Annotated in this window: 21 protein-coding genes; 13 read left to right on the top strand and 8 right to left on the bottom strand. The window is 67.6% G+C overall.

The genetic code is table 11. From position 1 onward, the window contains the following. Window positions 1–80 precede the first annotated feature (80 nt). The gene (locus O3W51_RS18115) at window positions 81–1,940 is read left to right on the top strand and encodes an ABC transporter family substrate-binding protein (RefSeq protein WP_138351041.1); all 1,860 of its coding nucleotides are present in this window, start codon (window positions 81–83) and stop codon (window positions 1,938–1,940) included. 287 nt (window positions 1,941–2,227) lie between these two features. Continuing rightward, on the top strand, window positions 2,228–4,093 hold the full coding sequence (typA, locus tag O3W51_RS18110; RefSeq protein WP_138351040.1) for a translational GTPase TypA: 1,866 nt from the start codon (window positions 2,228–2,230) through the stop codon (window positions 4,091–4,093). A gap of 138 nt (window positions 4,094–4,231) precedes the next feature. Here typA and O3W51_RS18105 read toward each other — a convergent pair whose 3' ends face one another. Then, the gene (locus O3W51_RS18105; protein WP_164295296.1) at window positions 4,232–4,684 is read right to left on the bottom strand and encodes a nuclear transport factor 2 family protein; all 453 of its coding nucleotides are present in this window, start codon (window positions 4,682–4,684) and stop codon (window positions 4,232–4,234) included. A gap of 61 nt (window positions 4,685–4,745) precedes the next feature. Next, the gene (locus O3W51_RS18100; RefSeq protein ID WP_187144998.1) at window positions 4,746–5,156 is read right to left on the bottom strand and encodes a VOC family protein; all 411 of its coding nucleotides are present in this window, start codon (window positions 5,154–5,156) and stop codon (window positions 4,746–4,748) included. Window positions 5,157–5,591: 435 nt separating this feature from the next. Here O3W51_RS18100 and O3W51_RS18095 point away from each other — a divergent pair, with 435 nt between their 5' ends. The 5 genes from O3W51_RS18095 (at window position 5,592) to O3W51_RS18075 (ending at window position 11,512) form a co-directional block, all read left to right on the top strand. Next, entirely contained in the window at window positions 5,592–7,244 is a 1,653-nt protein-coding gene (locus O3W51_RS18095; RefSeq protein WP_138351038.1) for a peptide ABC transporter substrate-binding protein, read from the top strand. Window positions 7,245–7,421: 177 nt separating this feature from the next. Next, on the top strand, window positions 7,422–8,345 hold the full coding sequence (locus O3W51_RS18090) for an ABC transporter permease (RefSeq protein WP_138351037.1): 924 nt from the start codon (window positions 7,422–7,424) through the stop codon (window positions 8,343–8,345). A gap of 33 nt (window positions 8,346–8,378) precedes the next feature. Further along, window positions 8,379–9,311 carry an ABC transporter permease gene (locus O3W51_RS18085; RefSeq protein ID WP_138351036.1) on the top strand — a complete coding sequence of 311 codons (933 nt, stop codon included), beginning with the start codon at window positions 8,379–8,381 and terminating at the stop codon, window positions 9,309–9,311. A 58-nt stretch (window positions 9,312–9,369) separates the two neighbouring features. Then, entirely contained in the window at window positions 9,370–10,419 is a 1,050-nt protein-coding gene (locus O3W51_RS18080) for an ABC transporter ATP-binding protein (RefSeq protein ID WP_138351035.1), read from the top strand. Further along, complete coding sequence (locus tag O3W51_RS18075; RefSeq protein WP_269286784.1) at window positions 10,412–11,512, top strand: ABC transporter ATP-binding protein; 1,101 nt, start codon at window positions 10,412–10,414, stop codon at window positions 11,510–11,512. Before O3W51_RS18080 ends, O3W51_RS18075 begins: the two co-directional genes overlap by 8 nt. Window positions 11,513–11,569: 57 nt before the next feature. Here the strand turns inward: O3W51_RS18075 and O3W51_RS18070 are convergent, their stop codons facing one another. Further along, window positions 11,570–12,454: a class I SAM-dependent methyltransferase gene (locus O3W51_RS18070; protein WP_138351033.1), complete on the bottom strand. Its 885-nt coding sequence runs from the start codon at window positions 12,452–12,454 to the stop codon at window positions 11,570–11,572. 169 nt (window positions 12,455–12,623) lie between these two features. Here O3W51_RS18070 and O3W51_RS18065 point away from each other — a divergent pair, with 169 nt between their 5' ends. The 5 genes from O3W51_RS18065 to O3W51_RS18045 all read left to right on the top strand — a co-directional run bounded on the left by O3W51_RS18065 (window position 12,624) and on the right by O3W51_RS18045 (window position 18,342). Beyond that, window positions 12,624–14,264, top strand: a complete 1,641-nt coding sequence (locus tag O3W51_RS18065; protein WP_138351032.1) for a peptide ABC transporter substrate-binding protein — start codon at window positions 12,624–12,626, stop codon at window positions 14,262–14,264. 68 nt (window positions 14,265–14,332) lie between these two features. Further along, window positions 14,333–15,256 (top strand): ABC transporter permease, encoded by a 924-nt coding sequence (locus tag O3W51_RS18060; protein WP_138351031.1) that lies wholly within the window; start codon window positions 14,333–14,335, stop codon window positions 15,254–15,256. Beyond that, complete coding sequence (locus O3W51_RS18055; protein ID WP_138351030.1) at window positions 15,249–16,232, top strand: ABC transporter permease; 984 nt, start codon at window positions 15,249–15,251, stop codon at window positions 16,230–16,232. The genes O3W51_RS18060 and O3W51_RS18055 overlap by 8 nt, the downstream gene beginning before the upstream one ends. Window positions 16,233–16,244: 12 nt before the next feature. Beyond that, window positions 16,245–17,270 carry an ABC transporter ATP-binding protein gene (locus O3W51_RS18050; RefSeq protein WP_138351029.1) on the top strand — a complete coding sequence of 342 codons (1,026 nt, stop codon included), beginning with the start codon at window positions 16,245–16,247 and terminating at the stop codon, window positions 17,268–17,270. Further along, window positions 17,233–18,342: an ABC transporter ATP-binding protein gene (locus O3W51_RS18045; RefSeq protein WP_381586416.1), complete on the top strand. Its 1,110-nt coding sequence runs from the start codon at window positions 17,233–17,235 to the stop codon at window positions 18,340–18,342. The genes O3W51_RS18050 and O3W51_RS18045 overlap by 38 nt, the downstream gene beginning before the upstream one ends. 117 nt (window positions 18,343–18,459) lie before the next feature. Here the strand turns inward: O3W51_RS18045 and O3W51_RS18040 are convergent, their stop codons facing one another. The 5 genes from O3W51_RS18040 to O3W51_RS18020 form a co-directional block, all read right to left on the bottom strand. Then, window positions 18,460–19,587 carry an ABC transporter ATP-binding protein gene (locus O3W51_RS18040; RefSeq protein WP_138351027.1) on the bottom strand — a complete coding sequence of 376 codons (1,128 nt, stop codon included), beginning with the start codon at window positions 19,585–19,587 and terminating at the stop codon, window positions 18,460–18,462. 22 nt (window positions 19,588–19,609) lie between these two features. Then, window positions 19,610–20,671 (bottom strand): ABC transporter ATP-binding protein, encoded by a 1,062-nt coding sequence (locus O3W51_RS18035; protein WP_138351026.1) that lies wholly within the window; start codon window positions 20,669–20,671, stop codon window positions 19,610–19,612. Between the two features lie 11 nt (window positions 20,672–20,682). After that, the gene (locus O3W51_RS18030; protein WP_138351025.1) at window positions 20,683–21,660 is read right to left on the bottom strand and encodes an ABC transporter permease; all 978 of its coding nucleotides are present in this window, start codon (window positions 21,658–21,660) and stop codon (window positions 20,683–20,685) included. Between the two features lie 92 nt (window positions 21,661–21,752). Next, on the bottom strand, window positions 21,753–23,543 hold the full coding sequence (locus O3W51_RS18025; RefSeq protein WP_138351024.1) for an ABC transporter substrate-binding protein: 1,791 nt from the start codon (window positions 23,541–23,543) through the stop codon (window positions 21,753–21,755). A gap of 103 nt (window positions 23,544–23,646) precedes the next feature. Next, window positions 23,647–24,681: an ABC transporter permease gene (locus tag O3W51_RS18020; protein WP_232484655.1), complete on the bottom strand. Its 1,035-nt coding sequence runs from the start codon at window positions 24,679–24,681 to the stop codon at window positions 23,647–23,649. 531 nt (window positions 24,682–25,212) lie between these two features. Here O3W51_RS18020 and O3W51_RS18015 point away from each other — a divergent pair. Then, entirely contained in the window at window positions 25,213–26,199 is a 987-nt protein-coding gene (locus tag O3W51_RS18015) for a hypothetical protein (protein WP_269286776.1), read from the top strand. Window positions 26,200–26,240: the final 41 nt, after the last annotated feature.

Raw genomic sequence — 26,240 nt, 5'->3', positions numbered from 1 at the left:
AACTGAGTATTACTGGTGCACGTCCCGAAGGCGTATGCCGGACCGAAGGCGGCCGGAGAGCCCGCGGAGGTACCTGACCCATGTCCCGCAGCGTCATTCCCGCATCCGTAGGCGGGGCAGAGCCCCGGCCCAGGTACCGCCCCCGGCCCGCAGGTCCGGGGCTGCGCGGTGCGGCCCTCGTGGGCGTCGCCGCGCTCGCCCTCGCCGGCTGCTCCGCCGAGACCACCGCGGCCCCGGCCGTCTCCGGCACCGACATCGCCGCCGCGCCCCGCGCCGGCGTCAAGGACGGCGGAACGCTGCGCTGGGCCGTCGACAGCGTGCCGGCCACCCTCAACGCGTATCAGGCGGACGCCGACGAGGACACGGCCCGGATCGCCGGCGCCGTGCTGCCCGTGATGTTCCGCCTCGACAACCGCGGCGCCCCGCAGCGCGACGCGGACTTCCTGGCCGACGCCTCCGTCGTCGAGACCGAGCCGAAGCAGGTCGTGTCGTACAAGCTCAACCCGAAGGCGAAGTGGAGCGACGGCCGGGCCGTCGGCGCCGACGACTTCAGCGCGCAGTGGAAGGCGCTGGGCGGCCGGAACGCCGCGTACTGGACCGCGCGCAACGCCGGCTACGACCGGATCGCCGACGTCAGCCAGGGCGCGGACAGCCACGAGGTCAAGGTCACCTTCGCCACCCCGTACGCCGACTGGCGGTCGCTGTTCACACCCCTCTATCCCAAGGCCGTGACCGGCAGCCCGGACGCCTTCAACGAAGGCGCCCGCTCCGCGCTGACCGCCGTCGCGGGGCCGTTCAGGATCAAGGACGTGAACCGTACCGGGGGCGCCGTCACCCTGGTCAGGAACCCGGCCTGGTGGGGCCAGCGCGCCAAGCTCGACCAGCTGGTGCTGACCGTCGTGCCGGCCGCCGGCCGCGCCGCCGCGCTGACCGGCGGAAAGCTCGACGTCGCGGAGCTGGACCCGACCGCCCTCGCCTCGGTCCGCAAGGCCGCCGCCGCCAAGAAGCTTGCCGTCCGCAAGGCCCCCGGGGCCGCGTACTCGCAGCTCGCCCTCAACGGCAGCACGGGCCCGCTGGCCGACGAACGGGTCCGCCGCGCGGTGGCCCGCGCCGTCGACCGGCAGGCCATCGCCGACGCCGTGCTGAAGCCGCTCGGCCTGCCCGCCAAGCCGCTCGGCAACCACCTGGTCCTCGCCTCGCAGAACGGCTACGCGGACCACAGCTCGGCCCTCGGCTCCGCGGACGCGGGCCAGGTCCAGGCGCTGCTCGCCGACGCGGGCTGGGAGCACACCGCACCGCAGTCCCGGTCCGGGGCCAAGGCCGCCAACCCGGCCAAGCCCGCCGCTCCGGTACCCACCAAGCCCGACGCGGCCGCCCCGGCCCTCGGTGTGACGGTGGTCGAGCCCAGCGGAACGCTGCGCAAGGCCGGCAAGCAGCTCAGCCTGCGGTTCGTCGTCCCCTCCACCTCGCCGGTGCTGGCCGACGTGGGGAACCGGATCGCGACGATGCTGTCGAAGATCGGGGTCCGCACCGAGATCACCAAGGTCGCCGACACGAGCTTCTTCCACGACCACGTCGCCTCCGGAAACTTCGACCTGGCCCTGTACTCCTGGCCCGGCACGGCCTACCCGGCCACCGACGACCGGCCGATCTTCGCCAAGCCGCTGCCCGCCCCCGACGGATCGCTGACCGTCGAGCAGAACTACTCACGGGTCGGCACCGACCAGATCGACCAGCTGCTCGACCAGGCCGGCTCGGAACTGGACCAGAAGGCGGCCCGCGACCTCACCGCACGGGCCGACTCCCGGATCTGGGCCGCGGCCGGCTCCGTCCCGCTCTTCCAGCGCCCCGAGGTCGTCGCGCTGCGGCCCACGGTCGCCAACGCCGGCGCCTTCGGCTTCGAGTCCCCCCGATACCAGGACATCGGGTTCCGTAAGTAGGGGTCCGCGCGCAGCGCTTTTGCCGGATCGGGCCGCCCCGCCGCCCGGATGGCGGAATACGCCCGGATACCGCCGCTGCCACGGGTCCTTCCGGTTGTCACACCGGTCCTGCCGGCTCCGGAAGGAGCCTGTGGGGCCGGTGATACCGGCGTTCAAACCTCGCTCGGGCGGCCGAGTCGCCGCGGGCCCCGTACCATGGGGTAAGGCCGCGGCTTGTCCTGCCCGGCGGGCGAGTGCGTCAACACGGAACGCGCAGCCATCCACGATCCCGGGAGAAGCGCCGCAGCATGTCCACGCGCCACGATATTCGTAACGTCGCCATTGTCGCCCACGTCGACCACGGCAAGACGACCCTTGTCGACGCCATGCTCAAGCAGGCCGGCGCATTCGCTGCCCACCAGCACCTCGATGACCGCATGATGGACTCGAACGACCTGGAACGTGAGAAGGGCATCACGATCCTGGCCAAGAACACGGCCGTGAAGTACCACCCCAAGGGTGGCGGCGACGTCATCACGATCAACATCATCGACACCCCCGGCCACGCCGACTTCGGTGGTGAGGTCGAGCGCGGCCTGTCGATGGTCGACGCGGTCGTGCTCCTCGTGGACGCCTCCGAGGGCCCCCTGCCGCAGACCCGCTTCGTGCTGCGCAAGGCGCTGACGGCGAACCTGCCGGTCATCCTGTGCATCAACAAGACGGACCGCCCGGACTCCCGGATCGACGAGGTCATCAACGAGACCTACGACCTCTTCCTTGACCTGGACGCGACCGAGGAGCAGATCGAGTTCCCGATCGTCTACGCCTGTGCCCGTGACGGCGTCGCCTCGCTGACCAAGCCGGAGAACGGCACGGTCCCCTCGGACAGCGACTCGCTGGAGCCGTTCTTCTCCACCATCCTGTCGACGGTCCCCGCGCCCGAGTACACCGAGGGCGCGCCGCTCCAGGCACACGTCACCAACCTGGACGCCGACAACTTCCTCGGCCGTATCGCGCTCCTCCGCGTCGAGGAGGGCGAGCTTCGCAAGGGCCAGCAGGTCGCGTGGATGAAGCGTGACGGTTCGGTCACCCAGGTCAAGATCACCGAGCTGCTGATGACCGAGGCGCTCACCCGCAAGCCGGCCGAGATGGCGGGCCCCGGCGACATCTGCGCCGTGGCCGGTATCCCGGACATCACCATCGGCGAGACGCTGGCCGACCTGGAGAACCCGGTCGCGCTGCCGCTCATCACGGTCGACGAGCCGGCCATCTCCATGACCATCGGTACCAACACCTCGCCGCTGGTCGGCAAGGGCGGCAAGGGCCACAAGGTCACCGCCCGCCAGGTGAAGGACCGGCTGGACAAGGAGCTCATCGGTAACGTCTCGCTCCGCGTGCTGCCGACCGAGCGTCCCGACGCGTGGGAGGTCCAGGGCCGTGGCGAGCTGGCGCTGGCGATCCTCGTCGAGCAGATGCGCCGCGAGGGCTTCGAGCTGACCGTCGGCAAGCCGCAGGTCGTCACCAAGACGATCAACGGCAAGGTCCACGAGCCGGTCGAGCGCATGACGATCGACACCCCCGAGGAGTACCTCGGCGCGATCACCCAGCTGATGGCGACCCGCAAGGGGCGCATGGAGACCATGACGAACCACGGCTCCGGCTGGGTCCGCATGGAGTTCATCGTCCCGGCCCGTGGCCTGATCGGTTTCCGTACCGAGTTCCTCACGGACACCCGCGGTACCGGTATCGCGCACAGCATCTTCGAGGGTCACGAGCCGTGGTTCGGCGACCTGCGCACCCGTAACAACGGTTCCCTGGTGGCGGACCGCGCCGGCGTCGTGACGCCGTTCGCGATGATCAACCTCCAGGAGCGCGGCGTGATCTTCGTCGAGGCGACCACCGAGGTGTACGAGGGCATGATCATCGGTGAGAACTCGCGTTCCGACGACATGGACGTGAACATCACCAAGGAGAAGAAGCTCACCAACATGCGCGCCGCCTCCGCGGACAACACCGAGAACGTGGTGCCGCCGCGCAGGCTCTCCCTGGAGCAGTCCCTCGAGTTCTGCCGCGAGGACGAGTGCATCGAGGTCACCCCGGAGACCGTGCGTATCCGCAAGGTCGTCCTGGACCAGAAGGAGCGCGGCCGCGCGTACTCCCGCGCCAAGCGCTGACGACGGCCCGGCGCCTCGCGGTGCCGGTGCGTCCCGCCCGGGCCGCTGAACGGACACCGGGCGGTCGCTGAGACGTCACAGGGGCGCCACTGAGGCGTCACCGGGAGGGGGTTCGGGGATTTTCCCCGGGCCCCCTCCTCAGCTCTTCTCAGCGCGCGCGGACGCGCTTCCCGGGACGATCCAGGCCGGGGGCTGCAGTACCGGGGTCTTCCAGTAGATGTCGAGCCGGGTGATGAGCCCGTCCTCGCCGAGTTCCATGACGTTGGCGAACGACATCACGTTCCGCTCGTCCGCCGCCGTCGGCTGGATCGTCTCGACAGCCTCGTTGAGCACCCGCCGGCCGTCGGCGCTGAGGAACGTCCGGCGGGACTCCAGCCGGTGGAAGGCCATCCGCTCCGTCACCCGTGAGACGAACGCCACATAGGCGTCCCGACCCCGGACGGTGTCGTCCTCGTCGCCGCGCATCCCGACGCGTACGAAGCCCTCCGCCAGGGTGGAGGCGACCAGCCCCCAGTCGTGCGTGTCGACCCCCCGCCAGAACGACTCCACCGTCTCCTGGCGCCGAGCGTGTTCCAACTCACTGTGGGGCACTGGGGATCCCTTCCCGCGGCCGGCTATAACCTGACGGTCAGTCAGATTAGCCGCCCCTCCGTCAGGAGGCGATGGGTGCGACCAGCTCGACCTCGAACCCCTCGGCGTTCTCCAGATAGGCGGCGTAGTGCGCCTCGCCGCCCGCGAAGGGGTGCCGGTCGGGGAACATCAGGGTCCAGCCGTGCTCCGGCGCCCGGGCCGCGAGATCGTCGGCCATGGCGCGGTCGGCCACGTGGAAGGCCAGGTGGTTCAGGCCCGGCCGGAGCCGCTCGTGCCGGTCGCCGGCGAGGGCGGGTGAGCGCTCGACCACGATGTACGTGGGGCCGAGTTTCCAGCTGCGCCCCGCGGGCCAGTCCTGGAACGGGGTGTAGCCGAGCTCGCCCAGCAGCCAGCCCCAGCTCGCGGTGGCGGCGGGCAGGTCGGCGACCCACAGTTCGACGTGATGCAACAGTCCGGAGATCTCCTGGCTCATGGGCCGATTCAACAGGCTCCGGCGGCCGGGCGGGCCCGGTCGTATCGGGGACGCGGGGAGGTGACCCGCGTAGACTTGCCGTGGATTTTTCGGACTCCCCGCAACCGATTTCGCCGGGCCTGCGTCCGCATAGCGGACGCGATTCGCCGGATGTTGCGTTAACAGTCCGTTTCGCGGGTGTCTGTCTACGTTCCAAATGTCCTAATTGTGGGCCAAGTTCATACCCGATGTGATCAAAGCGAGACCATTTGGGTGTGGTTACGCGCCTAAACGTGCCCGATAGTGGGACGCAGTTCAGCTCGGGTCAATGGGTCCAAGCGCTTATGGGGAGCGCCGACTCACGAGCAACAGAGGGCCGGTTTCGCTGTCAGGGGTGTCAGCGGATGGTCGGCCTTCTTTTCACGTAAAAACAGTGAACTCCTGAGGAGGCAATCCATGCGCGGTGCCAAGAGCGCCAAGTGGGTCGTTGGCGCGGTCATCGTTGCTCTTGCAGCGACCGCTTGCGGCGGCGACAACAAGGACGACAAGTCGTCCGCAGGTGCGGGTAAGGGCGGGGGCACCTTCAGCCTCGGCCTCGTGGAACCGGTCTCTATCGACCCGGTCAACGCGCAGGAGTCCGAGGGCATCCTCGTCACGGACAACCTGTTCACCGGCCTGTACGAGCCGACCGCAGACGGCAAGGTCATACCCGCCCTCGCGACCTCCAAGACGGTCAGCGACGACGGCAAGACCTGGACGTTCAAGATCAAGCCCGGCACCAAGTTCACCAACGGTGAGGTTGTCAACGCCGAGGCGTTCATCCGCGGTTGGACCCGTCTGGCGGCGAAGGCTTCCGCTTCGGACGTGGCCACGCCCAACGTCGGCGGGATCGACGGCTTCGAGGCGCTGCAGAAGGGCACGGGGACCACGTTCTCCGGCCTGAGCGCCCCGGACGAGAACACCCTCCAGGTGAAGCTCGCCACCCCGGACTTCGAGTTCGACGTCAAGACCACGCACACGTCGATGTCCCCGGTCCCGAAGGTCGCGGGCGCCGGCAAGAACCAGGCCTACAACGATGCCCCCATCGGCAACGGCCCGTTCAAGATGTCGGGCAAGTGGGAGCACAACAAGTCCATCACGCTGGTCCGCAACGACGACTACGGTCTGGCCAAGGCGCACCTGGACAAGGTCAACATCTCCATCCTGAACTCGGCGAACGCCTCTCAGCTGGAGTACCAGGGCTTCCAGTCGGGTCAGTTCGACTGGGCCCGGATGCCCACGGCGCAGCTGACCGCGGCCAAGGCCAAGTACACCGCGCAGGGCGAGTGGATTCAGGCCGAGACCAGTGGCATGAACTACCTGCTCCCGATCACGGACAACGGCCCGCTGAAGACCGCCAAGGCACGTCAGGCGATCTCCTACGCGATCGACCGTGACGCGATCATCGCGGGTGTCTTCCAGGGTATGCAGACCAAGTCGACGACGATCCTTCCGCCGTCGTTCGCGGATGTGTACACCAAGGACCTCTGCGTCTCCTGCATCAAGCAGGACAAGGAGAAGGCGAAGTCTCTCGCGGCCGAAGCCGGTCTCAAGCCCGGTGACGAGCTGCACTTCGGCTTCAACACCGGTGGTGGCCACGAAGAGTGGGTCCAGGCCGTCGCCCAGCAGGTCAAGGACGTCCTCGGTCTGAACGTCAAGATTGACGCGAAGCCGTTCAAGGAGCTGCTCGCGGCCCAGCAGGCGCCGGGTGCCACCGGTGCCTACCGCTTCGCGTGGGGTGCGGACTACCCGACCCCGGACAACTTCCTGTTCCCGCTGCTGGACTCCAAGTCCATCAACCCGGACGCGTCCGGCAAGGTCCAGGGCGACAACCGTGCCCGCTACAACAGCCCGGCGTTCGACGCACTGGTCGAGAAGGCCCGTAGCACGAAGGACACCACCGCCCGCAACGAGGTCTACAAGCAGGCCGAGAAGCTCGCGATGGACGACCAGGCCCTGATCCCGCTGTGGAACCGCACCCAGTTCCGTCTGGTGAACACCAAGAAGTTCGCCAACGGCGCCATGGACTTCCACGAGGACCCGAACCTCGCGCAGATCACCCTGAAGTAGTCACATTCCGCCGCACGTCGTGCGGCGCGAACCGGGGGCCGGGGAGACCGAGTCGAGACTCGGTCGCCCCGGCCCCCGGCCCCCGTCGGGAGCGGTGTGATCCACCGCCCCGTCCAGGCGCGCCCGATCCGGGCGTTGTGGCTGCTTCGGTGCGGCAGCGAGGTAGAGAGGTAAGTCATGGGAAGGTATGTGGTCCGCAGGCTGGGCCAGCTGGTTGTCGTCGTGCTCGGTGCGACGATGATCCTGTTCGCCTGCCTGTTCGTGCTCCCGGGTGACCCGGTGGGCTCGATCGGTGGCGACAAGGCGCGTGATCCCGCGGTGGTCAAGGAACTGCGCGCGCACTACGGGCTCGACGACCCGCTGGTCGTCCAGTACGTGCACTACGTGGAGAAGCTCGGCAAGGGTGACCTGGGCGAGGATTACACCCAGGGCCGCTCGGTCAACGAGATCCTCCAGCCCAAGTTGGTGAACACGGCGAAGCTCGCGGTGACCGCGATCATCTTCGACGTCATCCTGGGCCTGAGCGTCGGTGTACTGGCGGCGATGCGCAGATACTCGGTCTGGGATGTTTCGGTGACCTTCCTCACCACGCTCGCCGTCGGCGTACCTTCCATCGTTATCGGCATGATCCTGCAGCGCTTCTTCGTTGTGGAGCTGGGCTGGTTCCCGCTCATTTCGGACGGGTCGTTCAATTCGATGGTGCTTCCGGCGGTAACGCTGGCCATCATCGACGCCGCTCTCGTCGCGCAGATCGCCCGGAGCACCATGCTCGAAGTGCTGCGTGCGGACTACGTCAAGACGGCGGTGGCCAAGGGGCTGCCGCGTCGCACCATCCTCACCCGGCACATCATGCGCAACTCGGTCATCCCGGTGATCACCTACCTGGGTATCTCCTTCGGCGGTCTGCTCGGTGGCGCCCTCATCACCGAGACGATCTTCAACTGGGACGGCATCGGACTCGCGCTGATCACGGCGATTCAGTCGCAGAACAACCCGATCATCGTCGGCGTGGTGACGTACAGCGTCGCTGTCTTCATCCTGCTGAACCTGATCGTCGATCTGCTCTACGCCGCGCTCGATCCGCGCATCCGCCTCTCCTGACCCGCAGGGTCGTCCCGAATTAGGAGTCACACCATGACTGAGGTCGTCACGGGCATGGATGGGTCGGGTACCACCGCGGCCGGTCCGGCCCCGGCCGCGCCGAGCGCAGCCGAACCGAGCGTTGCGAGGATCAGCAACTGGAGCGAGATCCGCGCCCGCTTCCTCGCCAACAAGCTGGCCGTCTTCGGCCTGCTGATCGTCGTCATCCTTCTGCTGGTAGCAGTCTTCGCCCCGCTGATCGCACCCGCGGACCCGCTCCACCAGGACCTGATGAACACCCTGAAGGAGCCGAGCAGCAAACACTGGCTGGGGACCGATGCCCTCGGCCGCGACCAGCTGTCCAGAATCATCTACGGCAGCCGGATCGCGATGATCGTCGGCCTGGCCTCGATCCTGCTCGCCTGCTTCATCGGCATCACCCTGGGTGCGATAGCCGGCTACTTCGGCCGCATCTGGGACACACTGATCATGCGCGTGGCGGACGTGTTCTTCGCCTTCCCGCTGCTCGTCGGCGCCATCGTCATCATCCTGCTGATGGGTCGTGGCGTACTGCCCGTCGTGATCTCGCTGGGCATCTTCTCCTGGGCCACCTTCGCCCGTCTGCTGCGCAGCCAGATCCTGTCGGTGCGCGAGATGGACTACGTGCACGCCGCCAAGGCGCTGGGTGCGAGCCGCCGCAGGATCGTGCTGAAGCACATCCTGCCCAATTCCGTCACCTCGGTGGTGGTCTACGCGGCCAGCAGCGTCGGTATCGCGATCGTCGCGGAGGCGTCACTGTCCTTCCTGGGTGTCGGGGTGAGCCCCGAGGTCGCCGAGTGGGGAAACATGATCTTCGCCGGCAAGGACTTCATGGGTGTCAAGGACTACCTGTGGGTGTACCCCAGCCTGTCGATCGTCACCACCGCGCTCGGCTTCGTCTTCCTCGGCAACGGCCTGCGCGACGCGCTCGACCCGAAGCTCCGGTGAGGCGCCCCCATGAGTCGGACCCCCACGAGCTACGAGCAAGCAGGACGAAGGTGACGGCATGACCACGGTTGAAACGGCCGCCGAGAGCATTGGAACGACCGCCGCCGGCGGGCCCCTGCTCGAAGTGCGCGACCTGCACGTGGAATTCAAGACCCGGGACGGTGTGGCCAAGGCCGTCAACGGCGTCAACTACAGCGTGAGCGCCGGTGAGACGCTGGCGGTGCTCGGCGAGTCGGGCTCCGGCAAGTCGGTGACCGCGCAGGCGATCATGGGCATCCTGGACAGCCCTCCCGGGCGCGTGGCCCAGGGCGAGATCCTCTTCCACGGGCAGAACATCCTGGCCCTGCCGGAGAGCGAGCGGCGCAAGCTGCGCGGCAACAAGATGGCGATGATCTTCCAGGACGCGCTGTCATCGCTCAACCCGGTGCTCTCCGTCGGCTTCCAGCTCGGCGAGATGTTCCGCGCCCACCAGGGGCTGTCGAAGAAGGACGCGAAGAAGAAGGCCATCGAGCTGATGGACCGCGTCCGGATCCCGGCGGCCAAGGAGCGGGTGGGCGACTACGCGCACCAGTTCTCCGGCGGTATGCGCCAGCGCATCATGATCGCGATGGCCATCGCCCTCGAGCCCGACCTGATCATCGCGGACGAGCCGACCACCGCGCTCGACGTGACGGTCCAGGCCCAGGTCATGGACCTGCTCGCGGAGCTGCAGCGCGAGTCCAACATGGGTCTGATCCTGATCACCCACGACCTCGGCGTGGTCGCCGACGTCGCGGACAAGATCGCGGTCATGTACGCGGGCCGGATCGTCGAGACCGCGCCGGTGCACGAGATCTACAAGCGGCCGGCCCACCCGTACACCAAGGGCCTGCTCCGCTCGATCCCGCGCCTGGACCAGAAGGGCCAGGAGCTCTACGCGATCAAGGGGCTCCCGCCGAACCTGCTGGCCGTTCCCTCCGGTTGCGCGTTCAACCCGCGCTGCGAGATGGCGCAGGACATCTGCCGGACCGATGTGCCGCCGCTGCACACGGTGACCGAGGCCGACGGCGGCGAGCTGCCGGGCCGTGGCAGCGCTTGCCACTTCTGGAAGGAGACGATCCATGGCTGATCTCAGCAAGGACGATGAGACGACAGTCGAGGCCGTCGAGGCGGCGATCAACGCCCCGGTCGACCGCGGCGAGCCGATCCTCCAGGTCCGGAACCTGGTCAAGCACTTCCCGCTGACCCAGGGCATCGTGTTCAAGCGGACGGTCGGCGCGGTCAAGGCCGTCGACGGCATCTCCTTCGACCTGTACCAGGGCGAGACCCTGGGCATCGTCGGCGAGTCCGGCTGTGGCAAGTCCACCGTCGCCAAGCTGCTGATGAGCCTGGAGACGGCCACCGCGGGCGAGGTGCTCTACAAGGGCCAGGACATCACCAAGCTGTCGGGGAAGGCCCTCAAGGTCGTCCGCCGCAACATCCAGATGGTGTTCCAGGACCCGTACACGTCGCTGAACCCGCGTATGACGGTCGGCGACATCATCGGCGAGCCCTTCGACATCCACCCCGAGGTGGCGCCCAAGGGCACCCGCCGCAAGAAGGTCCAGGACCTGCTGGACGTCGTCGGGCTCAACCCGGAGTACATCAACCGGTACCCGCACCAGTTCTCCGGCGGCCAGCGGCAGCGCATCGGCATCGCCCGCGGTCTGGCGCTCAACCCGGAAGTCATCATCTGCGACGAGCCGGTCTCCGCGCTCGACGTGTCGGTGCAGGCCCAGGTCATCAACCTGATGGAGAACCTGCAGGACGAGTTCAACCTCTCCTACATCTTCATCGCCCACGACCTGTCGATCGTCCGGCACATCTCGGACCGGGTCGGCGTGATGTACCTCGGCAAGATGGCCGAGATCGGCTCCGACGCCGAGATCTACGAGTACCCGACCCACCCGTACACCCAGGCGCTGCTCTCGGCCGTCCCCGTTCCGGACCCCGAGGCCCGTGCCCACCGCGAGCGCATCATCCTGACCGGAGACGTCCCGTCCCCGGCCAACCCGCCGTCCGGCTGCCGGTTCCGTACCCGCTGCTGGAAGGCGCAGGGCAAGTGCGCCACGGACGTTCCGCTGCTGGCGATCCCGGAGCGCTTCAAGGGCGTCGACTCGCCCGCCGCCCATGACTCGGCGTGCCACTTCGCTGAGGTCAAGGACGTGGTGGGCGTCGCGTAACCACGCCGCACACCGTGTGAGGGCCCCTGCTGATCCGTCCTGGATCAGCAGGGGCCCTCACGCGTTCCCGCTCGCTCGGTCCGCCACCAGGTGCGTGGTGGCGATGCGCATGTTCATGGCGCAGGGGATCGTGCCGTCCGGGAGGGCGAGGGAGGCCGCGCCCGCGGTGAAGGTCTCGCGCAGCGCGTTCGTGGCCTCCCGGGAGAGGGGGCCGAGGTCGTAGAGGGCGGAGAGGGTGACCCATACGTCCTCGAGGGAGCCGCTCAGGTCGATCCGTACGGTGTCCCAGCCGACCGGCGCGAATCCGGCCGGGGTGAGGATCGCGTCGAGCCCCGCGCGGTCGCGGGTCCGCCGGTCGCCCAGGCGGGGGATCCGGTGGGTGTCGGGCACCGCCTCGACGACGGGTCCGGTCAGGGCGATGAAGAGCTCGTACGCCTCGCCGCCCGCGGCTCCGCCGCCCAGGGCGAGCGCCAGCAGACCGCCGGGGGCGAGGACCCGGGCGAGCTCGGCGGCGACCCGGTCGACGTCGTTCATGAGCATCAGCGCCATGTGGGAGACACAGGCGTCGAAGTGGTCGCCGGGGAAGGGCAGGTCCTGGGCCCGTGCCTCCAGGAGCGTCGCACCGGCCAGCGCCGGCCGCCGGCGCGCGAGGGCCAGGTCGTCGGGGGAGAGGTCGACGCCCGCGAGCTCCCGGCCACCGGCCGGCGCCTCAGCTGCCCCCTCGTCACCGGACTGCGCGCCGGCCGTTTCCGCCACCTGCTCCAGCAGGAACCCGTCACCGCAGCCGAGGTCCAGCACCCGCCGGTGTCCGCCCACCAGGTCGCTCAGGATCCGGTAGCTGGAGCGGCCGGCGGCGTCCCGGCCGCGGGCCAGGGAGCGCGATGTCACGGCCGGGTGCTCGGCGTGAAAGGCGCGCAGGAACGATTCTTCGGCTGGTGGCATCACCCTTCTGACCCTATGTCGGACAACGTCGCTGAGTGAGGCGTTGGCCCACACGGGGTGTCGGCCGGGAGTTCGTGGGGCGACACGGGTGCGCTAGAGGTGCGTCGGTGACGGGTTTGGGGTGTCATGAGGAACTAAGTGTCATTTGTGACCCATGAGGAGGCACGCGATGCGCGGATCCACGCGCTTGAAGTGGGCCGTCTGTGCGACGGCCGTCGCCCTGGCGGCCACCGCCTGTGGCGGAGGGGGCAGCGACAGCGGTGGTGGAGGCGGCGCATCGGGAATCGTCAGTGCCTCGTGGGGAGACCCGCAGAGCCCGCTGGAGCCGGCCAACACCAATGAGGTGCAGGGCGGCAAGGTGCTGGACATGCTCTTCCGCGGTCTCAAGAAGTACAACCCGAAGACCGGCAAGGCCGAGAACATGGTCGCGGCGTCGATCACCACCACCGACTCGCAGAACTTCGCGATCAAGCTGAACCCCGGCTGGACCTTCAGCGACGGCGACCCGGTCACGTCCGACTCCTTCATCAACGCCTGGAACTACGGCGCGCTGCTGAAGAACGCCCAGAAGAACGCGAGCTTCTTCCGCTTCATCGACGGCTACGACGCGGTGCACCCGGAGAAGGAGGGCGCCGCGTCCACCGCCCAGACGCTCGGCGGGCTGAAGAAGGTCGACGACCTGAACTTCACCGTCAAGCTCGGCGCCAAGTTCTCCACCTGGCCCGACACGCTGGGCTACTCGGCGTACGACCCGCTGCCGAAGTCGTTCTTCTCCGACCACGCCGCCTGGCTGAGCAAGCCGATCGGCAACGGCCCCTACACGGTGGACTCGTACACCAAGGGCCAGACCATGAAGATGCGCAAGTGGGCCGGGTACAAGGGTCCTGACGCGGCCCAGAACGGCGGCATCGACCTGCGGGTCTACACCGACAACAACACCGCGTACACCGACCTGCAGGCCGGCAACATCGACCTGGTCGACGACATCCCCGCGTCGCAGCTCAAGAACGCCAAGTCGGACCTGGGCGACCGGTTCATCAACCAGCCGGCCGGCATCATCCAGACCGTCTCGTTCCCGCTGTACGACGCGAAGTGGTCGGGGCCGAACGCGGCGAAGATCCGCCAGGGTCTGTCGATGGCGATCAACCGCGCGCAGATCACCGAGCAGATCTTCCAGAAGACCCGTGAGCCCGCCAGCGACTGGACCTCGCCGGTGCTCGGCGAGGCGGGCGGCTTCAAGGCCGGGCTGTGCGGTGACGCCTGCACGTTCAACCCGACCGAGGCCAAGAAGCTCATCACGGAGGCCGGCGGCCTGCCCGGCGGGCAGGTCACCCTGACGTCCAACGTGGACACCGGTTCGCACAAGGACTGGTCCGACGCGGTCTGCAACAGCATCAACAACGCGCTCGGCAACGACAAGGCCTGCGTCTTCAACCCGATCGGCACCTTCGCGGACTTCCGCTCGAAGGTGACGAGCAAGCAGATGACCGGCATGTTCAGGACCGGCTGGCAGATGGACTACCCGCTGATCCAGAACTTCCTGCAGCCGATCTACTACACCAACGCGTCGTCGAACGACTCGCACTACACGAACGCGAACTTCGACAAGCTCATCAACGAGGCGAACGCCGAGCCGGACACCGCGAAGGCCGTCGCGCTGTTCCAGGACTCGGAGAAGCAGCTCGCCATCGACATGCCGGCCATCCCGCTCTGGTACCAGAACGGCACCGGGGGCTACTCCACCAAGATCTCCAACGTGACGCTGAACCAGTTCAGCGTCCCGGTCTACAACGAGATCAAGGTCAGCTGACCCGCGCGGTGGCCCGGCGCGGTGACACCGCGCCCCCCCCCCCCCCGCCCGACTTTGGGGAAGGCCCCATGGGACGCTATGTGATCCGGCGCCTGCTGCAGATGATCCCGGTGTTCATCGGCGCCACGTTCCTGATCTTCGTGATGGTGTACGCGCTCGGCGACCCGGTGGCCGCGTTCTTCGGCGACCGCGCCCCCGACCCCGCCACGGCCGCGCAGATCCGGCACCAGTACGGCCTCGACAAGCCGTTGTGGCATCAGTACCTCGACTACATGGGGAACATCTTCACCGGTGACTTCGGGACCGCGTTCAACGGGCAGCCCGTCACCGAACTGATGAAGAGCGCCTTCCCGGTGACGCTGCGCCTGACGCTGGTCGCGATCTTCTTCGAGATCGTCATCGGCATCACCTTCGGTGTGATCACCGGTATGCGCCGCGGCCGCCCCATCGACACCTCGGTGCTGCTGATGACGCTGGTCGTGATCTCCATCCCGGTCTTCGTGCTCGGCTATGTGCTGCAGTACGTGATCGCGGTGCAATGGGGCATCGGCGAGCCATCGGTATCGCCGGAAGCACCGCTCAACGAACTGATCCTGCCCGGCATCGTGCTGGCGCTGGTCTCCCTGGCGTACGTCACCCGGCTGACCCGGACGTCCATCGCCGAGAACACCCGCGCCGACTACGTCCGCACCGCCGTTGCCAAGGGGCTGCCCCGGCGCCGCGTCATCCTGCGGCACCTGCTGCGCAACTCGCTCATCCCGGTCATCACCTTCATCGGGACGGACATCGGCGGCCTCATGGGCGGCGCGATCGTCACCGAGCGGATCTTCAACATCCAGGGTGTCGGATACCAGCTCTACCAGGGCATCCTCCGGCACAACTCAGCGACAGTGGTCGGCTTCGTCACCATCCTGGTGATCGTCTTCCTGCTGGCGAACCTGCTCGTCGACCTGCTCTACGCGGTCCTGGACCCGAGGATTCGGTATGCCTGAGGAGTACGACCGATCGAACGAGTCCGTCGCCCCCACCGGCATGGGCGGAGGGATGGACCTGGCCGCCTCCGAGGCCCAGACGCTCGATCACGGGCCGGGCCACGGACCGCAACCGGGCGGCCCGACGGGCAAGCCCCGCAGTCTGTGGTCCGACGCCTGGCACGACCTGCGGCGCAACCCGATCTTCATCATCTCCGCGCTGCTGATCCTCTTCCTGATCGTCATCTCGCTGTGGCCCTCGCTGATCGCCAGCGGCAACCCCCTCCAGTGCGATCTGTCCAAGTCCCAGCAGGGCTCCCAGCCCGGCCATCCCTTCGGCTACGACAACCAGGGGTGCGACGTCTACACCCGCACGGTCTACGGAGCCCGCGCGTCGGTCACCGTCGGCGTCTGCGCCACGGCGGGCGTCGCGCTGCTGGGCGGCATCCTGGGCGGGCTGGCCGGCTACTTCGGCGGCGCCTGGGACGCGGTGCTCTCCCGGATCAGTGACATCTTCTTCGCCATCCCGATCATCCTCGGCGGCCTGGTCTTCCTGTCGGTCGTCACCAATTCCACGGTGTGGCCGGTCATCGGCTTCATGGTGCTGCTCGGCTGGCCGCAGATCGCCCGTATCGCGCGCGGCTCGGTGATCACCGCCAAACAGAACGACTACGTCCAGGCGGCCAAGGCGCTGGGGGCCAACCACACCCGCATCCTGCTGCGGCACATCGCCCCGAACGCGGTCGCCCCGGTGATCGTGGTCGCGACCATCGCGCTCGGCACGTACATCGCGCTGGAGGCGACGCTGTCCTGGCTCGGGGTGGGCCTCAAGCCGCCGACCGTCTCCTGGGGCATCGACATCTCGGCGGCGTCCACCCAGATCCGCAACGCACCGCACATGCTGCTGTGGCCCGCGGGCGCGCTGAGCATCACCGTGCTCGCGTTCATCATGCTCGGCGACGCGGTGCGCGACGCCCTCGATCCCAAGCTGCGCTGACGGAGGCGTTCCATGACCAGCCTGATCACGCAGGTCGAGCAGGATCCGCCGGACCCGCAGGGGGTCCTGCTGGACGTGCGGAACCTGCACGTCGAATTCCGCACCCGCGACGGGGTCGCCAAGGCCGTCAACGGCGTCGACTACACGGTGAGCGCGGGCGAGACGCTCGCGGTGCTCGGCGAGTCGGGCTCGGGGAAGTCGGTGACCGCGCAGGCGATCATGGGCATCCTGGACTCGCCGCCCGGCTTCGTCACCCAGGGCGAGATCGTCTTCCAGGGCCAGGACCTGCTGACGATGGGCAAGGAGGACCGCCGCAGGGTGCGCGGCGAGCGGATGGCGATGATCTTCCAGGACGCGCTGTCCTCGCTGAACCCGGTCCTGAGCGTCGGCGAGCAGCTCGGCGAGATGTTCACCGTCCACCGAGGGATGTCGCGCAAGGACGCCAAGGTCAAGGCGATCGAGCTGATGGAGCGGGTGCGCATCCCCGCGGCCAAGCAGCGGGTGGGCGACTTCCCGCACCAGTTCTCCGGCGGTATGCGCCAGCGCATCATGATCGCGATGGCGATGGCCCTGGAGCCCGACCTGATCATCGCCGACGAGCCGACGACGGCGCTGGACGTGACGGTCCAGGCGCAGGTGATGGAGCTCCTCGCGGAGCTCCAGCGCGAGCTGCACATGGGTCTCATCCTGATCACCCACGACCTCGGCGTGGTCGCGGACGTCGCCGACAAGATCGCGGTGATGTACGCGGGCCGGATCGTTGAGACCTCGCCCGTGCACGAGATCTACCGCAAGCCGGCCCACCCGTACACCAAGGGCCTGCTCCGGTCGATCCCGCGCCTGGACCAGAAGGGCCAGGAGCTCTACGCGATCAAGGGCCTGCCACCGAACCTGCTGCACATCCCGGCCGGCTGCGCGTTCAACCCGCGCTGCCCGATGGCCCAGGACATCTGCCGCACCGATGTGCCGCCGCTGTACGAGGTCAGCGAGACACGGGCCAGTGCCTGTCACTTCTGGACGGAGACCATCGGTGAGTGAGACCACGACCCACTTGACGAAGGAGCCCGCCGTCGCGCCGGACAGGGAGCCGATCCTGAGTGTCCGCGGTCTGGTCAAGCACTTCCCGTTGACCCAGGGCATCCTCTTCCGCAAGCAGATCGGCGCGGTGAAGGCGGTCGACGGGGTCAACTTCGACCTCTACCGGGGCGAGACGCTCGGCATCGTCGGGGAGTCCGGCTGCGGCAAGTCCACCGTGGCCCGGCTCCTGATGAACCTGGAGACGGTGACGGCCGGTCAGGTGCTCTACAAGGGCGAGGACATCACCAAGCTGTCGGGGAAGGCCCTCAAGGTCGTCCGCCGCAACATCCAGATGGTGTTCCAGGACCCGTACACGTCGCTGAACCCGCGCATGACGGTCGGCGACATCATCGGCGAGCCGTACGAGATCCACCCGGAGGTCGCCCCGAAGGGCGACCGCCGCAAGGCGGTCGAGGACCTGCTGGACGTGGTCGGCCTCAACCCCGAGTACATCAACCGCTATCCGCACCAGTTCTCCGGCGGCCAGCGGCAGCGCATCGGCATCGCCCGCGGCCTGGCGCTGCGCCCCGAGATCATCGTCGCGGACGAGCCGGTCTCCGCGCTGGACGTGTCGGTGCAGGCGCAGGTGGTGAACCTGATGGGGCGGCTGCAGGACGAGTTCAACCTCTCGTACATGTTCATCGCCCACGACCTGTCGATCGTCCGGCACATCTCGGACCGGGTCGGCGTGATGTACCTCGGCAAGATCGTCGAGATCGGCAACGACGACGAGATCTACGAGCACCCGACCCACCCGTACACCCAGGCGCTGCTGTCGGCCGTCCCCGTTCCCGACCCGGACGCCCGCGACCGGCGCGAGCGGATCATCCTCGTCGGCGACGTACCGTCCCCGGCCAACCCGCCGTCCGGCTGCCGGTTCCGCACCCGCTGCTGGAAGGCGCAGGAGCGCTGCACGCTGGAGGAGCCGCTGCTGGCCGTCCCGGCGGTCTTCCGCGGGCTCGACTCACCCGCCGCGCACGACAGCGCCTGCCACTTCGCGGAGGAGAAGCAGGTGGTCCCGACGGAGGAGTGACCGGGCGGGCGCGGCCCCCCGCGGCCGTCAGGACGCGCGCACGCCACGGCCCGTACCCGGGTGCTGCTGGGGTGTCCGGGTACGGGCCGCGGGCCGAACGGAGGACGGAAGCCCGGGTCAAAGGGTCTTTTCGGCCGCCCCCTCGATCGCGGCCAGCGCCGGGTCGAGGATGATGTCCTCTTCCCTTGCCGCGATCGTCGGTTCTTCGGGGAAGTGGCACGCCGTGAGGTGGCCGTCCCGGTTGCCGCCGAGCTGGATCAGCGGTGGTTCCTCCGACGCGCACACATCGCGCGCCTTCCAGCAGCGCGTACGGAACCGGCAGCCCGACGGCGGGTTGATCGGGGACGGGACGTCGCCGGCCAGCCGGATGCGCTCCCGGTCCTCCCCGTCGATGTCGACCTCGGGGACCGCCGAGAGCAGCGCGTGGGTGTACGGGTGGCGCGGCCGGTTGTAGATCGAGTCCCGGTCGCCGACCTCGACGATCTTGCCGAGGTACATCACCGCGACCCGCTGGGTGAAGTGCCGCACGATGGCCAGGTCATGGGCGATGAAGAGGAAGGCGATCCCCATTTCCGCCTGGACCTTCTGCAGCAGATTGACGACCTGCGCCTGGATCGAGACATCGAGGGCCGAGACGGGTTCGTCGGCCACGATGAGTTTCGGTTCCAGGGCGAGGGCCCGGGCGACGCCGATGCGCTGCCGCTGGCCGCCGGAGAATTCATGCGGAAAGCGGTTGTAGTGCTCGGGGTTGAGTCCGACGGTCTCCAGCAGTTCCCGGACCCGTTGTTCGCGGCCACCGGGCGGATTGATGTTGTTGATCTCCATCGGCCCGCCGATGATCGTTCCCACCGTCTGCCGCGGATTGAGCGACGAGTACGGGTCCTGGAAGATCATCTGAATTTCCGAGCGGACCGGCATCATCTCCTTGCGGGTGGCACGGGTGATGTCCCGGCCCCGATAGGAGATCTTTCCGCCGGTCGGTTCCAGCAGCCGGGTGATCAGCCGGCCGGTGGTGGATTTGCCGCAGCCGGACTCACCGACCAGACCGAAACTCTCACCGGTGTGGATGGTCAGATCGATACCGTCGACCGCCTGGACCGCACCGACCTTGTGCTTGATCGGAAATCCGGCGTGGATAGGGAAATGCTTGGTGAGGCCGGTGACTTCGAGCAGCGTCTCTCCCGAGGCGCCGTCGCGCGGTGAAGGGACCGCGTCGGCCTTGGTGATGGTGGTGTCCTTGCTCATGATGCTCGCCCCAGATGACCGGTCAGCCCAGCCGGGGCTGAATCTTCTCGATGAATACGGACTGCTTCTGCTCTGCGGTCAGATGACAGGCGGACCCCCGGCCCGCCGGCAGGTCCGGCCGGTCGGTCGCGCAGCGCGTACCGCCGACCAGGTCGAGGAACTCGCACCGGGGGTGGAACGCGCAGCCGGTCGGCGGATTGAGCAGGCTCGGCGGAGTGCCGGGGATCGGGCTCAGCGGTTCGTTGACGTCCGAGGACAGCCGCGGCATCGAGCTGAGCAGACCCCAGGTGTACGGGTGCTGGGGGGACTTGATGACCTCCCGCACCGAGCCGCGCTCCACGGCCCGGCCCGCGTACATCACCAGCAGATCGTCCGCGATCTTGGAGACGACGCCCAGGTCGTGGGTGATCAGGATGATCGCCGAGCCGAACTCCTGCTGGAGGTCCTTGAGCAGGTCCAGGATCTGCGCCTGGACGGTGACGTCGAGTGCGGTGGTCGGCTCGTCCGCGATGAGCAGGTCCGGGTTGCAGATCAGCGACATCGCGATCATCGCGCGCTGCCGCATACCGCCGGAGAACTGGTGCGGATAGTCGTCCACCCGGGTCTTGGGCTGCGGGATGCCGACCTTCTCCAGCATCTCGATGGCCTTCGCCCGGCCCTCGCGCTTGCTCGCGCCGGTGTGCTTCATGAACGGCTCGGCGATCTGCCGGCCCACCGTGTAGTACGGCGAGAGCGCCGTCAGCGGGTCCTGGAAGATCATCGCCATCTTGTTGCCGCGCAGCTTCTCCAGGGTGCGGTTGCTCGCCCCGGTCAGCTCCTGTCCGTCCAGCAGGATCTCGCCGGTGACGGTGGTGCTCATCGGGTTGTGCAGCCCGAGCACCGTCAGGTTCGTCACGGACTTCCCGGAGCCCGACTCCCCGACGATGCCCAGCGTCTTGCCGCGTTCGAGGTCGAAGGAGAGCCCGTCGACGGCCTTCACGATGCCGTCCTCGGTGGAGAACCGCACATGCAGATCACGCACGGAGAGGAACGGATCGGACCCGGGCAGGGCCGGTTCTCCCTCGGTCTTGGTCATGGTGGTCACTGACGGGGCTCCTAGGAGAGGCGCACGCGCGGGTCGATGAACGCGTAGGCGGCGTCCACGATGATGTTGAACAGGACGATCAGGGCGGCGCTGAACAGCATCACGCCCATGAGCATCGGCAGGTCCGTCCTGAGCACCGAGTCCACGGCCAGTCGTCCGATGCCCGCCAGCGAGAAGGTGAACTCGGTGATCATGGCGCCGCCCAGCAGGGTGCCGATGTCCAGGCCCAGCATGGTGACGATCGGGATCAGCGAGCCGCGCCACGCGTACCGGAAGAACACATAACGGCTCGACATGCCCTTGGCGCGGGCGGTGCGGACGTGTTCCTCCTGCAGCTGGTCGATCATCGTGGACCGGGACATACGCGTGTAGCCCGCGGTGAAGATGATCGACAGGACACACCAGGGGATGAGCAGTCCGCTGAACCAGCCGACGGGATCCTCACTGATCGGGACGTACTTGGGCTGGTCCATGATCTGGTTGTTGTAGACCAGCAGGGCCAGCACGATCGGGCCGACGAAGTAGATCTGCATCGAGCTGAGCACCAGCGACACCGAGCTGAAGAACTTGTCGATGAAGGTGCCGCGCCGCCAGGCGGCCAGCATGCCGGCGCCGAGACCGACGAGCAGGAAGACCACGATGCCGCCGGCCGCGAGCGAGAGCGTGAGCGGGAAGCGGTTGAGGATGGTCGGCCAGACCGGGTCCGAGTTGGCGAACGAGTAGCCGAAGCAGGGGGCGCTGCAGTCGCCGACGCTGAAGTGGCGGCCCGCGAAGATGCCGACCATGTAGTGGAAGTACTGGACCGGGATCGGCTCGTCGAGACCGAGGTTCCGGTGGATCAGCGCGATGTTGTCGGGGGTGCAGTTCTTGCCGCAGGACAGCAGTGCCGGGTCGTGCGGGATCGCGAAAAACAGGAAGTAGGTGAAGGCGCTGATGAAGAGCAGGATGACTAGCGCGCCGAGCGTCCGGCGTACGAGGAATCGAAGCATGACAGTCGCAGCTCTCAGAGGACGGCGGCGGTGGGCTGTGCCGCCCGCCGGCGGGACCGGGACCCGGTCCCGCCGGAAGGCGTCTGCGGTGCTTACTGGTTGACGAAGAGCTTCGTCAGGTCGATTCCGGAGGTGACGTTGTTGTAGACGACGCCGCCGACCTTGGAGCCGAAGAGCTGGAGCTGCTTGTAGAACACCGTCGGGACACCGGGGATCACGTCGGTGGTGATGTAGGCGTTGAGCTTGAACCACTCGTCAGCGGCCTTGACCGGGTCGGTGATCGCCTTGATGCGGTCGATCTCCGAGTTGATCTTCGGGTCGTTGACGTGCGAGTAGTTCGGCGCCTGGTCGGCGATCGTGCGGCCGTCGAAGACCGGCGGGATGACGGTCAGGGTGCTCGGCCAGTCCGCGCCCCACGCGCTCGCGTAGATGTCGTAGGGGTTGTCGACCTTGCCGATCAGGTCGTAGTACGTGTCGGACGGCAGGTCCTTGCGCTGGACGTCGAAGCCGGCCTTCTTGAGCGCGTCCGCGATGGCGACCGAGTACTCCTGGCCCGCGGCGGTGTTGATGTACGCGTACGTGATCTTGGTGTTGAGCTTGCCCGCGTCCGTGAGGATCTTCTTCGCGGCGACCTGGTCACCGTCGGGCTTGGCGACCTTGCCGAGCGGGTCGCTCTTCTGGTAGCCGGCGAGGGTCGGGCTGATGTAGCCGCCCGCGTACTCGGCTCCGTACGAGGCACCGAGGGCCTGCCAGACCGGCTTGGTCGGGATGGCCAGCGCCAGCGCCTTGCGGATCTGGAGGTCGGTGATCTTCTTCATGTTGAAGTTGATCTGGCCCACGAACGGCTGGTAGCCGGAGACCGTGCGCTTGAAGATCGAGGCGGTCCCGACGACGGTCGGGGTGCTCTTGGTGTCCACGGCGTTCGCGAAGCTCAGCGACGTCTGGTTCTCACCGGCGTCCGACATCAGGCGCTTGGTGGAGTCCGGTGCCTGGTGGTTGAACGTGATGTCGAAGGTGTCGACGTACTGGTGGCGCGCCGGGTCGGTCTTCGGGTCCCAGTTGGTGTTCTTCACGAGCGTCATGGACTTGCCGCTCTCGAAGGACTTGATCTTGTACGGACCCGACGCGACCGGCGCCTTGTCGTACTTCTCCTTGGTGTCCTTCGCGGAGTCGACCACCGCGTAGCCCGCCATGGCCATCAGGTACGGCGTGTCCGGCTGCGCCGTCGGGAAGTGGAAGACGATGGTCTTGGCGTCCGGGGTCTGCAGCAGCGAGTCCGGCAGGTGCGCGCCCTTGTACGGGCCGTCCGGGAGCAGCTTGCGGTAGTCGGAGCCTGCGGTGTTGGCGAGCCACTGCTGGAGGTAGGCCGGGCCGTTGGTGATGAACGGCGCGAACAGCCGCTCCACCGACCAGCGGATGTCCTTCGAGGTGATCGGCGTGCCGTCCTCGAACTTGACGCCGTCCTTGAGCGTGTACGTCCAGGTCTTGCCGGCGTCGGTCTCCTTGCCGCTGTCGGTGGCGAGGTCGCCGACGACGGTGTACTTGCCCTTGCTGTCGAGCTTGTACGTCGTCAGACCGCGGTGCAGGAGGGTGGCGAGCTGGCCCTCGTTGCTGACGTAGATCTGGCCCGGGTCGAGGTGGGTGTAGCTGTCGCGCTCCAGGGCGTGCAGCGTGCCGCCGGGCTTGGCGCCCGGTACCTCTTCGGCGGGACCCGTGGAGGCGGCGGCGTCACCGAAGGTGATCTGCGACTGCTGCTGCTTCGCGTTCTGGTCCTGCTTGTCCTTGGTGTCGTTCTTGCTCGTACCGCCGCCGCCGCTGCTGCACGCGGTGAGCATCAGCGCGCCCGCCGCCACGGCCACCAGGGTGGCCTTCGTTCTACGCATGTAGACCGTCATAGCTGTCTCTACACCTACCTGTTCGTCGATGGCTGTTGTGCTGACTGACTCATCCGGTGCTGGGGCGGCGGTGCGCCCCCGCGGTACGGCTTCAGCGTCCCGATTTCGGGTCGAACGCATCCCGGACCGAGTCCCCGAGCAGGTTGAACGCGACGATGAAGATCACCATGGCGATGCCGGGGAAGAACATGTAGGTGATGTCGTTCTGGGCGATGTCACCACCCTTGGCGAACATCCGGCCCCAGTCCGGCGTGGGCTCGATGATGCCGACGCCCAGGAAGGAGAGGCCGGCCTCCGCGGTCACGAAACCGGGAAGCATGAAGGTGGCCTGCACCAGGATCGGAGTGACCAGGTTCGGCAGCAGCTCGCGGCGGACGATGCGCCACGACGACGCACCGGTGACCTTGGCCGCCTCGATGAACTCCCGTTCGCGCAGGCTGAGTACCTGGCCACGCAGGATGCGGGAGAGGCCCATCCAGCCGAGGAACCACTGGACGGCGATCAGCGCGGTGACGCGCAGGTAGGTGGGCGTCTCGTCCTGCGGATCGACGAAGATCGCCACCACGATCGGCATGAAGGCCACGAAGAACAGCTGCGAAGGGAACGCCAGCAGCAGGTCGGAGACGCGGCCGATGAAGTAGTCGGCCCGGCCGCCGAGGTAGCCGGAGGTGATGCCGAGCAGGATGGCGGTCGTCACCGTGGCCAGGGTGACCGCGACGCTGATGAACAGCGAGGTGCGGATCCCGTACAGCAGCTGGGTGAAGACGTCGCGGCCGAGCCCCGGCTCGATGCCGAACCAGAAGCTGCTGCTCACCCCGCCGTTGGGCGCCACCGGGTACCCGAACTCGTTGAGCAGGTCGGAGTTGTTCTGCCCGTAGAGGGTGTAGGGGTCCTTGCCGTACAGCTTGGAGATCACCGGCGCCAGGATCGCGATGGCGAAGAAGAAAATGACTACGAACGCGGAGAGGACTCCGGTACGGTCGCGTTTGAAGCGCCGCCACATGAGTTGGCCGGGGGAGAAGCCGACGATGTCGCCGGCCTGTTTGCCCAGGCCCTGGGTCTGAGCCGCCGGGTCGATGGAGCCGTCATCGGCGTCCGTGACCACGGCCTGGGTTTGACTCGTCATAACGAATGCCCCCACACCAGGAGTCTGTCGTCGCGACTGAAAACTTCGTCGCGGGTTGAGCGGACTTTGGCAATGGATTCATCCTCCAGTCAAGGGGGTGGCGGGGGAAGAAACTGCGCATGGGCTCTTCTTGAGCGAAGATTGTGCAGATTGCCGCGCCAGCGTGCTTGACAATGATCCTTTTCGGACGGCATTTGAGGATCTTTGCGGATCAAACGCGTTTACACGTAAGCAACTTGACTGTCGCAACACCGATATACGGACGTAGCACTCTGAACAGCGTACGGCCGTGCGGGTGCCGTGAGCCGGCCGGGACACCTGAGGGTGCCCCGGCCGACTGCCGTTCGGGGAAAGCCTGTTCCCCTCCCTGATGTACGGGTATATCTATGGGAACGGTGTGCCTGGGGGGAGATGGCCTTGAATCAGGGCAATGTGCTCGCGCGGGGAGCGCGGGTCGCGGGCGGGATCATTTGTGTCGTTCTCATTGCTGCAGAGATCATTTGGATCGGCCGGGACATCGGCAATGTGGGCGTGAAAGACACATTTCTGACCTGGATCGGACGTATTTTCTCTGGTCAGCAGCATGCGCCGCTCGGCACGTCCATCACGGACGTGATTCTGGTGGTGATCTATCTGGGCGCCCTGCTGGCGGCCGCGCAGCCGATCGCCTCCGGCGCCTTCGTGACGGCCGGAGTGCTCACGCTGCTCTACCGGCTCCCACTGCTGTGGATCCTGACCGAGGACGAAACCCGGGGCCTCCACCTGCGGGACCGTGCGCTGTACACCGCGATCGGTGCGGTCCTCGCCGCCGTGGCGCTCATCGTCGTCGCGGCCGCCGGACGGCGCCCGGTGGTCTCACCGGCCGACGGTGAGCCGCCCGCTCCGCCGCGCACCGGACCCGCGATCTTCGGCGGGCTGCTGCTGATGTTCCTCGCGCTGGCGTCCGTCGCCTGGGAGGCGTACTACATCCAGCACTTCACCTCGGACCGCATGGGACCGTTCTCGTACTGGCGCCAGTTCGCCGGGAAGCAGCCCTCCGGCGTCCTGCTCGCCCCGCCGGGTTTCTGGGTGGACTGGGTGGTGATCGTGCTGTGCGTGGTCGCCGCGGTGCAGGCGTTTGCCAGGAAGCCGGTCGCGCGCCCGCTGGGCATGGCACTGGGGTGGCTGCTGGCCGCCTACGCGGTGTTCACGCTGGACATCTACGCCAAGCAGAAGATGCTCTTCGAGTTCGGCGACCTGGACACCACCGACATCCTGCAGCAGCTCACCTCCGTCGTGGAGGTCGTCGTGGGAATCCTGATCATCCTGCTGCTCGCGCTGCGCGGCACACACCGTCCGCCGGTAGTGCCCGCCTGGGGGGCGCCAGGAGGTCAGTACGGCGCGTGGGGCGCACCGCCCGCCCCAGCCCCGTACAACGACGCCCCGTACGGCCAGTCGCCGTTCGGCGGCCCGCCGCCCCTCCCGCCGGAGTACCCGCCGAACACGCCACCGCGCCCCCAGACACCGCCCGGCTGGTAGCGGGCGGGACTGCGGGCGCGGAGCGCGCGGCTTCTGCCACC

Source organism: Streptomyces sp. H39-C1, assembly GCF_027158125.1.
In the GTDB taxonomy this organism is placed as follows: domain Bacteria; phylum Actinomycetota; class Actinomycetes; order Streptomycetales; family Streptomycetaceae; genus Actinacidiphila; species Actinacidiphila fildesensis.
This window is presented reverse-complemented; position numbering and strand designations above follow the sequence as displayed.